A 14,708-nucleotide genomic window follows, 5' to 3' on the forward strand; every position below is an offset into this window, starting at 1 on the left:
CCCTTTTATTTGTCACTTTTTTTATCGAAAATTTCAAACCAATTTAGTAAAATTGTTTTTTCTTGTGATGTAAGTTCTGCTTCCTTATGCATCCACACATAAGAGCTTAATGGCATTGTTTCTCTTTTTATAGCACTAACCAGTCCTGAATTTATGTGTTCTTTCTGATACATATTATAATTTCCGAATTCGGAGAAGTTTAAGTATTCTTTTCCTTCATTTATATGCCCTTTGATATACCAGGAAATGGGGGCTAAATTTGTATACCAGGGATACTTTACTTCATTCGAATGACAATCGTAACATGCCTTTTTAATAATTTCAGCTATCTGCGCTGGTGCATGTGTTATTTTAATATAATCTTTATTCGGATCTACCGGTGGATTATTTTTATCTATTCTTATAAGCTGTATAAGTAAAATAACTATTACAATTATTCCTATTTTCTTTTTCATTTCCAGCTTTTGTGAATGTCTTTATACTTCATTTTTTCTATAAAACCCATACTTCATTAAGATTCCAAAAAGCTCTGACATCTATCGGAACAGGATATATATAAGTTTTTTCAGCCGGAATAAAGTGCTCTATATCTGCTGCATCCCAAATACCATTGTTATTTTCATCTACCAGAATCCTGATAATATATTTACCCGGTTTTAAATTTTTAAATTCAAAGAAATCCTTTTCTCCATATATTTCCTGAATAGTCTCATATTTTTCTGTTAATAATTGAAAAAAGAATTTAGAATCGGGCTTATTTTGTATTCTCAGGCTTAAATTACCGTAATCGCTTTGTTTTTTGGTCTGAATAGAATAGCTAAGTGTATCTTTATTTTTCTGTCCTAAAAAGTCCTGAACTGCTTCAGAATTAATTTTGATTTCATACATTGTATCAAAAGTAATCGGAAACTTTATATTCAGCTTTCTGGCATCTCCTTCATCAATTTCTGCATCAAAATCCATAGGCTCTTTTCCCTTTAACAACTCAATCTTTTCTTTATTTACTTGATCTATATAATTATTAGATTTTAATGTAAAAATAGTAGATGGAGTAATTTCTTTTTCTTCTGCTGACAAGGTTAGTTCTGATTCTGATTTTGGATCGTATAAAACATTCAGTGTATCTTTTTTTTCTTTGTATTGAGTCAGGAATTTTATCCTTCCTTTCTTATCTAATCCTTTTAACTCTTTACTGTTGAAATAAATATATAAACTATCTGCAAATGGTTTATGATTTTGTTTTATTTCCGGAAAATCTTTTTCTAAAGGTTTTATCTTAATATTTTCAGGATTACCCTTAAATTTAAATTTAATTACACCCAACGACTCCTGCTCTGCTCCTACTGCTTTATAAGCCTGTTTTAAAGGGGAAAGTATTAGATCGTAAGTTTCTCCTTTTTGTGGATCTACACTTTGTGTATAAAATCCTGCATTTTCTTTGGCGGGATCTAATAGTAAGTTTGAATTTAAATCATTGAATACTATCAGCTTATAATTTCCCTGATGTAAATGTGTTAGCTTATAAGCTCCTGTGGAATCTGTTCTTGATATATAATACGGTTTATTTTTCAAATTAATGGAATCTTTGCCTAAAGAATCCTGATAGATTTTATATAGTGATACTAAAACTGATTTTGGCGGATCTTTTTCAAGACTTTGTCTTACTCTTCCACTTAAACTTAAACTATCTATTCGGTTACCCGTAGAAAAGGTATACGAGAAGTTTGTTAATTTGTTTCCTTCATTATTATCCTGAATTGCTGAACCAAAATTAATCGTATAGGTAGTATTATTTTCCAACGGTTCAAAAAATTTTATTGAAATATATTTTCTGGCAGTTGATGATGGCTCAATTGAGGGTGTGATTTTAGGTGGCGGTGAAATAACAACTTGCTTGGAAATATCTTTAACAATTACATATTCATCAAAATTGAGTGTAATTTCTTTAATTTTAGTGTCTACTTTTACAGCTAATGTATCGGGTTTAGAGCCTAAAAATTTGGGTGGTGTTATATCTTTGGGTCCTCCGCTTGGAGTTCCTACTCGTGCACAAGAAATTACCAGACAGCTAAGGATAAACAAATTAAGTGCTTTTTGCATATACAAAAATATATTTTTATAAATGCAAAGATACTTATTGTAATCTATTAATTTACAAACTTAGTTTTTATCTATTTAAGGTCGGTTTCTTCACTTTTAGACTCATCTTCGTTTTTAATCAAAATTTTTAATTTTTGATATAAAAATGACGTGCAAAGTAAAATGATTCCTAAAAGTATAAAAGATATAATTTTACCTGTCTGGCTCATTTGCCATATATCATATAAATACAATTTCAAAATTATTAAACCAAACAAAGCCAGTGATATTTTTCTGAGAATAACTTTATTTTTTTTCATGCCCAGTATAATTAATATCAGACCGGATATCCCCCAAATTATTGGATATACAATTGTATGTATATCAAACAGCACAGTATGCGAATATTTTAACAATACAGTATTATCAATTTCGACACTAAGAGCAATTAATGATGAAACGGCTACAATCCAATAAGGAATTTCGTTGTTCTGATTTGTATTTTTATTACAAAACAATTTAACTAAATAGATAAAAAGTGGGATGGTTAAATAATGTATTAAATGGAGCGTTAACCTGAATTTAGGAGAATAAAATATCATATCTGTCGAGTTGGAAACTACTTTTAATAGATAAATAACTGAATATAAAATAACTAGTCCTCCCAATACAATATAGGATAATTTTGATATTTTTTTACGATTTATAAAATAGTAAATGGCTGCATAAGTGTATATATAAACCCCTTGCAATAATGCAATCTGAGGAAAAGCGTAGTATCTTTCATATAATTGAGAGGTAAGCTCAGATAAGGGAAAGATAAAACCTAAGAACCAAATACTGTTTATAATCCATTCCTTTATATTGGATATGCCGAATATTTTTAATGTTTGAGAATTTAATTCTACTGATTCACAATTTTTAATCATATATTTAATAATCAATAAACATAAGATTATAAACAATGCGGTAATAAATATAGGACTTATAGTTATGGTTTTATACTCTATGCTAAAATGATCCAGATTTACAATCCCGTTTAAAAATATATCCGAAATATAACCATTTACATAGTCTTTTAAGAGTGATAGCATGGATAGGGCTATTAATAAATAAAAACTTTTTTTGAAAATGTTTATTCCTGTATTTTTATACAACCAAAAAACAATGACTGATTCTACTCCCCAGAACATTGTTATTACTGTTCCTTTTAACTGAATAGGTATGGCCAGAGTTATAAATGCTAATACGATTCCTAAAAGTAATTGAAAAAAAAGGCTTTGTTTCTGCTTGGTAATTAATAATATGAAAACGGGTATTACATTAATTACTGCCATTAACATAGTTATCAAACCTTTAACATCTCTTGGATATAAATCGTATATATAAATTAAAGATAAGTAAAGTATGAAATTGTTACTTAATACAATAACTATCTGATATGGAGAAAATTTTATATTTTTATAAAATTCTATTAATGCTAAAGTATAAAATTGAACGAAAAATAACACACTAAAGACTGTTGCTCCTTCTCTATTTTCTGAACGAAAGGAGGTAATTAGCCAGAAACTATAGAAAACAAATGTTAATACATAACTGAGGATGCTTACTATCTTCCATTTTTTCTTATATGCCAATATGAGCATTCCTGAATTAAGTATAAATATATAAGAAAATAAGGTAATATAATTTCCACTTCCTGTACTAACTAAAAGCGGAGAGGCAAACCCTCCGAGCAATGAAAATATTGCTAGTATTCTCTCATTGTAGAATAATGATAATCCTACAGAAATAAGCGTTACTACTATGAGTAAACAAAAGGCTGTAGGTTGTGTAAATAGCATATATTCCCTATAGGCTATGGTTAGAGTAATATAAAATACAGATATTCCTCCCCCAGCGAGTAAAGCTGAAAAAGCTAAATATTTTTTTCTTAGTTTATGTGCGATTCCTATAATTCCTATACCTACAATCATACCAATTGCAACACGTCCTGATACTCCAATCCAGTTCTGATCAATAGCATACTTTACAAAATAAGCAATTCCGAGCACTAAGGTTGTTATTCCTACCTTACTCAAAATATTCTCACCAAATAATTTTTCAAATTTGAAAGTTTTCTTTGAAGTCTCTTCTTTACTATTATCAACTACATCTTTATTTATATCATAAAATACAGAACCTTCCAATTCAGAGTTGGAATGTTGGATTTCTTGCTCTATTGTCTGATTTATAATTTCAGGCATTTTATCATCTGCAAGATCAGTGTTTAAAATTTCAGATTTTTCCGGTTCAAAAGATTCTATCTCAGAAGCAGTATCAAAATGAAAATCAGATTTCAACCCATCCATTGATTCTTGGTTGTTATCGTTGTTCTTTATTTCAATATCTTCAACCGGTGTATTACTAAGGATTTTATTTAAATTATCTTCTAACTTTTCAAATTTGTCAGTTAATGATTCAAATTTATTCATAACCTGAGTATTGCTAAAACTCAGTTTAAGTAATATGATTATTAATAAAATAATTATTAAAATTAATAAGATTTCCAGCATAATTGCATCAATTTTTAGTTGTTTAAATTATTTTAATAAAATATTCAGATAGTATTATTTTGTCTGTAATATATTACTAAACTATAATTTATTTTTATAAATATAACTTCGGTACTTAAACAGTATTTTGGCTTAAAGATCTTATCTCTGATTGTATTTGTACTATATTATCGGTTTATGTGTAATATTAATATGTTTTCATTGAGTATTATCTACTGGCAGCTGGGATTTTTTAGCTTCTGCAAACAATGATGGGTAGCTATACTTATAAAAGTTTATAATCATTTTCACCACTCGGCTGTACTCTGAAACTCCTTCCTGATTATTTGATTTTAAATATGTATCATTCATATATAAGAATATATCAGATCCCAGGTTAGAACTTTGTGAATAAAACTTAACTTCTCTTTCTCTGTCCTTTTTCATTCCTTTAGAAAAATTATCCAAAATACGTTTGGAAAACATGGAATCTTTAGTATACAATTCTCTTAAAATGAACATTAAAGCTTTATATTTTACACTATACTGAAATTCTTTATCAGAAGAATTTTCACCCATATAAAAAGAATAGAAATTAGCCTCTCTTTCTCCTGCTATTCCTGCCTGATGACCCATTTCATGAGCTATAGTAAATGGTATTGAGGTATCCGGATATCCTTCAACAAATTGTGCTTCACCTGTAAAAGGATTATAATAACCGGCCACACCTACTTTTCGCATTATAGAACTATACATAGACACTTTTACATTTGGCTTTTGTTGTGGTGTTTCAAAAAATAAACTTTGTTCTTTATAAAGAACTGAAATCATTTCTTTAGTATCAATGGCAAATTCTCCTTTTTTATTAGTAGAAATATTTTCTCGCAATTCACGGCAATTATTTAATAGATAATTAGCAACTACTTTTAAGTCATTTTCATTTACTTTATCTTGAGTTTTATCAAACTCGACAAATTGCTTAACACCATATAATAATCCAAAAGACAGCATAAATATACAATAAAATATATTAATTATTAGTAATAATGATATAAAATATTTAGAAGATTTTTGTTTATTTTTTTTAACTAATAAAAAAATTCCTTTAGATAAACAAAACATTAAAAAGATTCCAAATAGTAAATACAAACAATCACCAACAGAAAAAGGAATCAGACCGAAAACACTATTGAATAAACTTTTAATTTTAAGCAGGAATCGAATATACATATTTTCTCCTGTTCCCATACTCATTTTAATGATCTGGTATAAAAAAAACTGAAGAATCAAGAGAGATATTAGCCCTTCGATATTTACTTTTATTTTTTTCATTTTAAACTTACTGAAATTTAATAGCTTTTATAGGTGAAATTTTAGATATCAAGTAGGAAGGCAACAAAAGCACTAATCCACTAATGATAATTGCTGAAATTGAAATGATAATTATATGAATAAAGTTAATATAAACAGGTACCGTACTCACGTAATAGTTTTCAGGATTTAACTTTATAATTTCAAAATATTTTTGAATATATAGCAATGATATTGCTATGATGTTACCTATGATCAATCCAGGCATCATAATGAAAAGTGTATAGTTTACAAATATTTTTCGTATCTGCTTATTAGAAGCTCCAAGTGTTTTTAACATTCCAATAGAATTTATTCTTTCTATAATTAAAATAAGAAGAACCATAATAATATTTATAACAACAACAACCATCATAATTGCCAGTATAATGAATATATTGGTATCAAATATTTGTATCCAGTCATTAATTTGTGAAAAAGTAGTAGTAGCTTTCTCTGCAAAATTGTTATAACCGGCAAATTCTTCAATTTGTGGAAATATTTCATCCAGATTCTCAATATCTTTGATAAATATATCGTAACCACCTATATCTTCGGACTCCCAATGGTTCAATTTCTGAATATGTTGTATATCACCTATTACAAAAACATCATCAATTTGTTTGATATCTGTACGAAATATACCTTTTACGGTAAAACGTCTGTAAATAGGATTTTGGTTTTCTCTGACAAAGAACATAACGAATGAGGAATTAACATCCAGTTTCATTTCTTTGGATATTTTTTCCGAGAGAATTACATCATTGCTAAGCTTATCTTTAGTAAATTCCGGAATACTTCCCTTTACTATAAATTCTTTGAAACGTTCTTTATCAAAATCATCAGTAACACCTTTAAGGATAACTCCTGCGAAACTAACTTCTGTACGTATTACTCCGCTTTTGGTAGCATACTCCTGAACGTTTGATACTTCGGGATTACCTGTAATTTTATCTATAAGAACATTCTTTTTATTTAACCTTGAACTGTTAAAAGAATTATTGCTATCATAACTTCTAATGGTTATATGACCATTAAAGTCAGCCATTTTTTGTTTGATAGCTTTTTTAGATCCTAATCCGATTGCAAGAGTTATTACAGAAACTATGATTCCTATGGCTACTGCAGTCTGCCCTATTCGAATTATAATTTGTGATAGATTATTTTTATTACTTTTGGAAAAAGCAATTTTCTTAGATATGAACCAGGTGAAACTCAACTCCAAAAATTTTTTTTTCAAATATACTCAATTGTTTAGTATTTTCTTTTGTTTTTGTTTGATTTCCTTATCCGCTCAGAATACAAAATCTACCAAGAACACAAATGAAACAATAATAACTGGGGCCCAACAGTATGAAAAATATATTCCTTTTCTCTCTGATAAAAAAGTTGGAATTGTAACGAATCAAACAGGAATTTTATATGTACAAAATATTTACAACAATTCGGATCATCCTGATATGAGTGAAAAATCTATAAAAATAGATACTATATCTATTGTAGACTTTCTTCTTTTAAAAAACATAAAAATTGAAAAAATATTTTCTCCAGAACATGGTTTTAGAGGAAAAGCTGATGCTGGAGAGCAGGTAAAGGATGAAAAAGATTCTAAAACCAATATCCACGTGATCTCATTATATGGAAAAAATAAAAAACCGACAACAGAACAACTTAAGGGGGTTGAAATAATTTTATTTGATCTGCAAGATGTAGGTGTACGCTTTTACACCTATATTTCTACTCTTCATTATGTAATGGAAGCTGCTGCTGAAAACAACATTCCTGTAATTGTTCTGGATAGACCTAATCCTAATGCTCACTATATTGACGGACCTGTCTTAAAACAAGGGTTTGAATCTTTTGTCGGGATGCATAAAGTACCCGTAGTTTATGGAATGACCATCGGAGAATATGCTTTAATGATTAATGGAGAAAAATGGCTGAAAAATAAAGTTTCTTGTGATTTAACCGTTATTAAACTACAAAATTATAATCATAAATTGAAATATTCATTACCTGTAAATCCTTCTCCTAATTTAAGAACAGATCATGCTATTAATTTATACCCCAGCTTATGTTTTTTCGAAGGAACTAATGTTAGTGTAGGACGAGGTACTGATTTTCCGTTTGAAATGTATGGTTCTCCTTTTAACACTGCTTTTACGGATGAGTTTATTCCTCAACCTAACAAGGGTGATAAAAATCCGAAATATAAGGGGCAAATTTGCTATGGTGAAGATTTAAGAGACGAGCCATTTCTTTCTGAAATAAATCTTGAATGGCTACTCACTATATATTATAATAGCACAAATAGCACCAATTTACCTGTCGGATATTCTTTTTTCAATAAAAATCTGTTTTTTGATAAACTTGCAGGTACAGACCTACTGAGAAAACAAATACTGGCAAGAAAATCTGAACAAGAAATTAAATTATCCTGGAAAAAAGATTTAGAAGATTTTAAAATTGTACGTTCTAAATATTTATTATATCCAGATTGATCAATAATAAATATGGTAAAAATTGACAATACATCTTAGATTAAATCAATTTTTTAAAAGCTTATTTTTTCGTATGTTAAGCATTATAGGTAGGGTATCATTCACACTTCTGTATAACAATAACTTATCATCAGACTTACCGTCACCGTCATTATCAGTTTTAAAGAGTGCAAATACATAATAATCTTTCGATCTACTAAATAAAAAATTCTGGTAAAGAAACAATGTATCATTTCGGAGGATGTAACTTCCTTTCATTACATCTACACCAAAGCATATATCTCTTTCCACAAAACTCTGATCATTTTTAAATTTTACCCGAATCATACAGTTTGCAATTCCCTCAGCTTCTGCAATTAACAAATTCTCATCTTCCCATTCATCATAATTCATTATGCCCATTGGCTTATTATATATAAATATAAGAATACCAGCAATTAATAAATTAATAATTAATCTGCTTTTATTTTTGAAGTTTTCTTCAACAGAAAAATAAATTTGATATAAGAGAGCAACAACAAGAGATAAATAACCGATGAATAAAATCAGGTAAACTGCTAGCGCATAATCACCAATCCAAACTTCCCAATAGTATTGAGTGTTAACTGCCAGTAAAAATAAAATTACAATTAATAAAAGTAATTTATAACTTGTCAAAACTTTCTTCAAAGCATATTATTTTAGTAAGATTTGCTTAAATAAAAGCCTCAAATATAATAAAAATCATTTATTAATCAGAAATCCATAACAGTATCCAATCCTCTTCTGAGACCTGTGAAAGAATTTACTCTACGAACAGCTAGTAAGGCCCCTGCTACATAAGGTTTTGCACTACTTCCTGCTTCATGTCTTAAAATAAGCTTTTCATCTTCCATACCAAAAATAGTTTCCAGCGATATTACATAACCGGGTAATCTTACGGAATGTACCTGAGTACCTCCCATATCAGCTCCTCTTGTTTCTTTTATTCCTTGAGTATTATTAATTTGTACAGTTTTTTTAGATTTCCCATGCTTGGAAAGTCTATAAGCTAATTCCAATGCACTACCACTGGGCGAATCAATTTTTTTATCGCTTGCATAATCAATGATTTCCCAATAATTCATATAATTAGCAGCTAATTCAGCAAATTTGTTTAATAATACGACACTGATAGCAAAATTTCCTACTGCTAATACAGATTTATTATTATCTTCTGCAGCTTTTTGTATATTTTCATAATCATTATCTGAAAGACCAGAAGTTCCTATTACTACATTAACACCTTTATTTAATGCTGCCAAAACATTATGCTTTACAATTTCAGGTGAAGTATAATCAATAAGAACATTGCAAGAAATATTCAGAGCCTCTTCAATTGTTGAAAAAATCGGTATATTAACTCCTGTATTTAAGTTTAAAATGCTGTCTAAATTACCTGAAGCATTTTTTCTGGAAATTGCTGAAACGATTTCCATGTCAGGTGTTTTTACCATTTGTTTACATAATTCAGAAGCTGCCCAACCAGTTGCTCCTGCTACACATATTTTTAATTTTCTCATATATTTTAACCTTTTATATTAAAAAAAGAGCCTATTAATGCTGTTATCCCCATAGCTAATGTTCCCCAGATACATATTCTTACTAAACTTCTAATAATATCTGCACCACCGGTTTTAGCCGCAATAATCCCTAATAATATCAAAAATACGAGAGCAAAAATATATTGATAAGTTACCATTTGTGAAACAGGGGCTAAAAACGAAACCAATAATGGCAAAATTCCTCCAATGATAAAAGAAATTAAAGAAGCTAAAGCCGCTTGCAATGGTTTTGCCTTACTAACGTCATTGATTCCTAACTCCTCTCTAGCATGAGCTTCTAAAGCATTATATTCAGTTAACTGACGTGCTACTTTTGCGGCTAGCTCTTCATCCAATCCTCTTTTGATATATATATTTTCCAATTCTTTTAGCTCAAGATCCGGAATTGTATCCAGTTCTTTTTGTTCTCTCCTTAAATCTGATACTTCAACATCTTCCTGAGAACTTACTGAAACATACTCGCCAGCTGCCATAGACATAGCCCCCGCTACCAGACCAGCTACAGCTGACACAATAATTGCCCCTCTATCCGCATTGGCAGATGCTACACCTATTACTAAACTAGTTGTTGATATTATTCCGTCATTTGCACCTAATACTGCTGCGCGTAACCATCCTACCCTATTCACATAATGTCTTACGTGAACTCCAACAGATTTTTCTTTCTGCTTCATTTTTAAATTTATATTAATATTCTTAACGTAATATGTAATGCTATTTTATGAAAGATGTGAAATAATTTGAAAATTTATCAAAAAAACGGATAGCTCAGATTAATTTTATAGTACAGCAAATTTAGATACGAAATTCTACACTAATAAAATTTGTTTACTAAAAATATACTGTTTCAATATTCAAATCATCAATTTTAAAATTTAATTTAATCAAGAATTAAATTATTTATGTAATCATTGAAAGGTTGCATATTTGTGTAGACAGATACAGCCAACGTAACAAAATGAGTATCCAGTACCTGTTGATCTGTAATAGATTTAGTTACATAGAAATTTTTAAATTTGAGATACTCGGAGGAGGGATGTTCTTTATCGAAACCATTGGGAACTCTTTTAAGAATAGTTTCATCTTTAGTTATACCTCCAAATTCTTTGATAAAATTTTTATTTTCCACTATTTCCCTAAAAGATTCAAAATCATCATATATTCCTTTTCTTATTTTTTTTATCTGCTCTGGTGGCAACATATAGTGACCGCATGTAAGAAAACTTTTACCGGGTTCAATATGTAAATAATATCCTGAGTTTTTAATTTCACTAAATACAGCACTCATATAATTTTTATAAGGTGTTTTATCTGGTGAAAAACGGATATCTCTATATATACGAAATATACATTTTTTAGGATTTAAATATTTTATTGTGATATCTAGTTCAGATAGTCCGATTTGTAAATCTTTAACTAAATTTTCAAAATCTAAGCGAGACGTTTCGTACCAATCTTTATTTTCTGAAAACCACTCGCGATTATTATTTTTTTTTAAAGATTTTAAAAACTCTAACGTTTTTTTATGTAACATATCTTGCTTTATTTATATTTTATGCTTATTAATTTTTTTCAACCCTTGAAATCCAATCCTTAAAATAAACCTTCAGTAGTTCAGGATGTTCAATTTGTAAATTATGCCCTGTATTATCTAATACTGAAAAGGTTAAATGTTCAAAATTAGGAGTGAGCTTAAAAGCGTCTTCAAATCCTACACAAGCATCCTGACTTCCTGTAAGAATTGTTGAAGGTTTTCTGAATTTTAAATTTTTCAATTCATTATGATAAGTATATTCGTAACCCGTTGCCTGTAATTGGTTTATAAACTCTAAATCTGCAATTTTCATTCCGGGTATAATATCTTCCTGATATTTTTTCCAAGTTTGTTCATTTCTGACTTCTGTGAAATTCAGATAATCAACAAACGTTTCTTCTTTTTTATACTTATTTATAAATGGATTACTCCAATCTAACTCCTTTTTAACGGGGAGAATACGTTTTGATCTATCCGGAACTGTACAAGGACATATCAAAAAAACACCATTTATACTATTTACATTTTTAAGCAATAAGCCTAAAGACAAATAGGCTCCATAGGATTGACCTACGAGTAAAAATTTAGCATCACCTATAACATCTGTTATAAATTCATTTAAAATTTCCACCATGTCATCCGAGCTATAAACTCTATTAATTTTTCCGGACTGTCCCATGCCCGGCAAATCCAAATATATTCGCTTATAGCCATTAATATTTTTTAAAGAATCTTCCATTGGATTTTTTAATGCTCTTCTGTCTAATGGAATCCCATGCAAAAAAACAATAGGTACTCCTTCTCCTATTTGTTCATAGCTTATTGATTTCCAACTTAGTGTTGTTGTCATTGTTTCTAATGATTGAATTGACATGAATATTAATTTTAGTTTTTTGTATTGATTACCAGCATTGGTTAAGCATATTTATTAATAAATCCGGGTACGTCCAGCCAATCCCTTTGGCTGCCAACATAGTTAAGCTGTCCTGCTCTTCTCTGTTAGGCCTACCGGCACCTGTCATGTTTGGTTTTAAATTAACATCAAACAAAAAATAATTACCATTTTTATTGGCTCTACAATCTACTCTTATGGGAGCTCTTGCTTCAATAAGTTCCGCAGCTTTTTCACATTGCTTACATAACATCTGTATTTTTGGCTCCTGAATTTCTCCTTTTGTCAAAATTTTACTGTTTGACATTACTGCAACAACTCCATTATATGGAGCGACTCCTTTTTCATGATTAAATCTTTTTACCGGTGGCAAACTCCAATAATTTGGTAGGTCTAATTTTTGATTTTCAATAATATAACTTCCAGGAGGCATAACAGTTATTGTTAATTCTTCTCCTGATAAAAATTCTTCCAGATACATATAATCACCATATATTCCACTTTTAAAAAGAGAGCTTGCTGTTTCCCATAATTCTTCCTTGTTATCAATCTTTGTAACCCCCTGACTGCCCCTGCCTCTAACAGGCTTTAGTATTACAGGATAATTCAGTTCAGATGGAATATTTTCTTTGTTAAAATTTCTGTTTAATAAATGGGAATAAGGAATCGGTAAATCGTATTTTTTCAGCCAATGATTAGTTAAGTATTTATCATCATATTTATCAACAATTTCAGGTAATTGTCCAACTACTTTTACACTTTTTAAAAAGTCTTCTATTGGATGACCTTGATACAATACCGTATTTAACCATAAAACTTCAGCACCTAAGTCAATTGCTTCTGCGATACCAGAAAATGTATCCGGAAAAACCCAGTCTAAATCTATTCTAGGATTAGCAAAATTAACGGGAGTTATGACCGGAATTTTATTTATTTTTAATGCGTAAGCTATATCTGCTCCACTATCTGCATAACCTCCTTTCTTTAGCGGCTTAATAATTCCATTTTTTTCGGGCGGAGAAGAAAACTGATAAAGTACTGCTGTTTTCAAATTTTCACACTTTATGTAAAGCTACTAATTTATTACTAATACAGAAGAATGAATTTTTTTATTAAAGTTTTATCATCACAATACTCCTGTTTTAATAGGAATTTATAAAAAACAGTTAATGCTTTTTATTATTATTAATAAATTTTAGTAGTGAGTAACTATCATAAGTACTAACCAAATTCAGGAATAAATCTTATTTACTATTTTTTTATCCTCTTTTATTTCTACTTTTGACGTATATTGAATTTCATTATTTATAAATTCAGATAAAACAACTTCTGAAGTAATAATTCTTCCTGATTTCTTATCAAACTTATAATCAGCTAAAATTTCAAATTTATACTTATAATCAGGTAGTGAATCAATTTCATTAATTATAGACCCTACATCTGATAAATTGGCAATAATAGATTTTAATTTAACATGAATTATATTACCATAATCTTTAATAAAGACAGGATATAACTTATACTTAAGAACCAGTTCATTTATTAAATGAGAATTAAATATGTATTGACTTGTATAATTGGTTGATTGAAGATTATTTGATTTAAAAGAATAACATTCCGGAAATAATGCGATATATTGAATTTCTTTTTTAAAATTCCCTTCAAGATATATAAGGCTGGATTCTAAGTCCTCAATAAAGTTTTCCTGCTCTATTAGTTTTCTCATATATTCTGTTAAATTTTTTTCCTTCCAAAGATTCCATGATTTTTTGATTTCATCCGGATTCAACAACTTCTCAATTTTACCGTTCAAATTTCTTTTAATTGACATTTTTGTCATTATATCTGATAAAATCAATATTTTCTCAAGAGCACTCCTGTTTTCTTCATTTTTAGTTCCTCCATTAGCTGAAAGTAACACAGTTGTATTATACAAACTATTGTTTTGTATTCTTTGAACAAAATGAATATGTGAAACTGTATTTAAAGATAAATTAGGTGTTTGTGGACCAGCTACTGAATTGTAGCTTATCTGAATTCTATAGAAAGTCTCAAAACTTTGGGGCGATACAATATTACTTTTGACAGACAAATTAAACATATTCTTTTCTTAAATAATTATTTATTAAAGTTTTTTTGATTACTTATTAAATTTTATAATTCATAGTTTTTGTTATAAAATTTAAACGTCAATCGCTCAACAGGCCTAAAGTAAGTATCTATAGCTTTTATATA

At 29.0% G+C, this 14,708-nt stretch carries 13 protein-coding genes; 1 reads left to right on the forward strand and 12 read right to left on the reverse strand.

Translation table 11 applies throughout. The features are described from left to right. Positions 1-5 precede the first annotated feature (5 nt). The 5 genes from EOV51_RS13630 to EOV51_RS13650 form a co-directional block, all read right to left on the reverse strand. A complete protein-coding gene (locus EOV51_RS13630) occupies positions 6-455 on the reverse strand; it encodes a heme-binding domain-containing protein (RefSeq protein ID WP_128153079.1) in 450 nt (149 codons plus the stop codon). A 37-nt stretch (positions 456-492) separates the two neighbouring features. Continuing rightward, positions 493-2,100 (reverse strand): Ig-like domain-containing protein, encoded by a 1,608-nt coding sequence (locus EOV51_RS13635; protein WP_128153080.1) that lies wholly within the window; start codon positions 2,098-2,100, stop codon positions 493-495. 71 nt (positions 2,101-2,171) lie between these two features. Then, positions 2,172-4,553, reverse strand: coding sequence for a DUF2339 domain-containing protein (locus tag EOV51_RS13640; RefSeq protein ID WP_164875318.1), 2,382 nt, complete (start codon positions 4,551-4,553; stop codon positions 2,172-2,174). Between the two features lie 279 nt (positions 4,554-4,832). Beyond that, a complete protein-coding gene (locus EOV51_RS13645) occupies positions 4,833-5,945 on the reverse strand; it encodes a DUF3810 domain-containing protein (protein WP_128153082.1) in 1,113 nt (370 codons plus the stop codon). Between the two features lie 7 nt (positions 5,946-5,952). Further along, positions 5,953-7,182 (reverse strand): ABC transporter permease, encoded by a 1,230-nt coding sequence (locus tag EOV51_RS13650; RefSeq protein WP_128153083.1) that lies wholly within the window; start codon positions 7,180-7,182, stop codon positions 5,953-5,955. Here EOV51_RS13650 and EOV51_RS13655 point away from each other — a divergent pair. Then, on the forward strand, positions 7,163-8,464 hold the full coding sequence (locus EOV51_RS13655; protein WP_394343658.1) for an exo-beta-N-acetylmuramidase NamZ family protein: 1,302 nt from the start codon (positions 7,163-7,165) through the stop codon (positions 8,462-8,464). The genes EOV51_RS13650 and EOV51_RS13655 overlap by 20 nt on opposite strands. Positions 8,465-8,509: 45 nt before the next feature. On the opposite strand, the gene EOV51_RS13660 is transcribed toward EOV51_RS13655, so the two are convergent. The 7 genes from EOV51_RS13660 to EOV51_RS13690 form a co-directional block, all read right to left on the reverse strand. Then, positions 8,510-9,133, reverse strand: a complete 624-nt coding sequence (locus EOV51_RS13660; protein ID WP_128153085.1) for a hypothetical protein — start codon at positions 9,131-9,133, stop codon at positions 8,510-8,512. 65 nt (positions 9,134-9,198) lie between these two features. Further along, positions 9,199-10,005 (reverse strand): 4-hydroxy-tetrahydrodipicolinate reductase, encoded by an 807-nt coding sequence (gene dapB / locus EOV51_RS13665; protein ID WP_128153086.1) that lies wholly within the window; start codon positions 10,003-10,005, stop codon positions 9,199-9,201. 5 nt (positions 10,006-10,010) lie between these two features. Next, positions 10,011-10,721 carry a VIT1/CCC1 transporter family protein gene (locus EOV51_RS13670; protein WP_128153087.1) on the reverse strand — a complete coding sequence of 237 codons (711 nt, stop codon included), beginning with the start codon at positions 10,719-10,721 and terminating at the stop codon, positions 10,011-10,013. A 206-nt stretch (positions 10,722-10,927) separates the two neighbouring features. Further along, positions 10,928-11,581 carry a DUF2461 domain-containing protein gene (locus tag EOV51_RS13675; protein ID WP_128153088.1) on the reverse strand — a complete coding sequence of 218 codons (654 nt, stop codon included), beginning with the start codon at positions 11,579-11,581 and terminating at the stop codon, positions 10,928-10,930. A 28-nt stretch (positions 11,582-11,609) separates the two neighbouring features. After that, complete coding sequence (locus EOV51_RS13680) at positions 11,610-12,455, reverse strand: alpha/beta fold hydrolase (protein WP_128153089.1); 846 nt, start codon at positions 12,453-12,455, stop codon at positions 11,610-11,612. A gap of 28 nt (positions 12,456-12,483) precedes the next feature. Beyond that, positions 12,484-13,524, reverse strand: a complete 1,041-nt coding sequence (locus EOV51_RS13685) for an ATP-grasp domain-containing protein (protein ID WP_228427639.1) — start codon at positions 13,522-13,524, stop codon at positions 12,484-12,486. 180 nt (positions 13,525-13,704) lie between these two features. Next, the gene (locus EOV51_RS13690) at positions 13,705-14,565 is read right to left on the reverse strand and encodes a hypothetical protein (protein WP_228427640.1); all 861 of its coding nucleotides are present in this window, start codon (positions 14,563-14,565) and stop codon (positions 13,705-13,707) included. Positions 14,566-14,708 lie beyond the last annotated feature (143 nt).

The organism is Apibacter raozihei (assembly GCF_004014855.1).
Lineage (GTDB): Bacteria > Bacteroidota > Bacteroidia > Flavobacteriales > Weeksellaceae > Apibacter > Apibacter raozihei.

Coding starts and splice junctions, on each gene's coding strand:
- EOV51_RS13630 (WP_128153079.1), bottom strand. CDS start 455: ATGAAAAAGAAAATAGGAATAATTGTAATAGTTATTTTACTTATACAG.
- EOV51_RS13635 (WP_128153080.1), bottom strand. CDS start 2,100: ATGCAAAAAGCACTTAATTTGTTTATCCTTAGCTGTCTGGTAATTTCT.
- EOV51_RS13640 (WP_164875318.1), bottom strand. CDS start 4,553: ATGAATAAATTTGAATCATTAACTGACAAATTTGAAAAGTTAGAAGAT.
- EOV51_RS13645 (WP_128153082.1), bottom strand. CDS start 5,945: ATGAAAAAAATAAAAGTAAATATCGAAGGGCTAATATCTCTCTTGATT.
- EOV51_RS13655 (WP_394343658.1), top strand. CDS start 7,163: ATGAACCAGGTGAAACTCAACTCCAAAAATTTTTTTTTCAAATATACT.
- dapB (WP_128153086.1), bottom strand. CDS start 10,005: ATGAGAAAATTAAAAATATGTGTAGCAGGAGCAACTGGTTGGGCAGCT.
- EOV51_RS13670 (WP_128153087.1), bottom strand. CDS start 10,721: ATGAAGCAGAAAGAAAAATCTGTTGGAGTTCACGTAAGACATTATGTG.
- EOV51_RS13675 (WP_128153088.1), bottom strand. CDS start 11,581: ATGTTACATAAAAAAACGTTAGAGTTTTTAAAATCTTTAAAAAAAAAT.
- EOV51_RS13680 (WP_128153089.1), bottom strand. CDS start 12,455: ATGTCAATTCAATCATTAGAAACAATGACAACAACACTAAGTTGGAAA.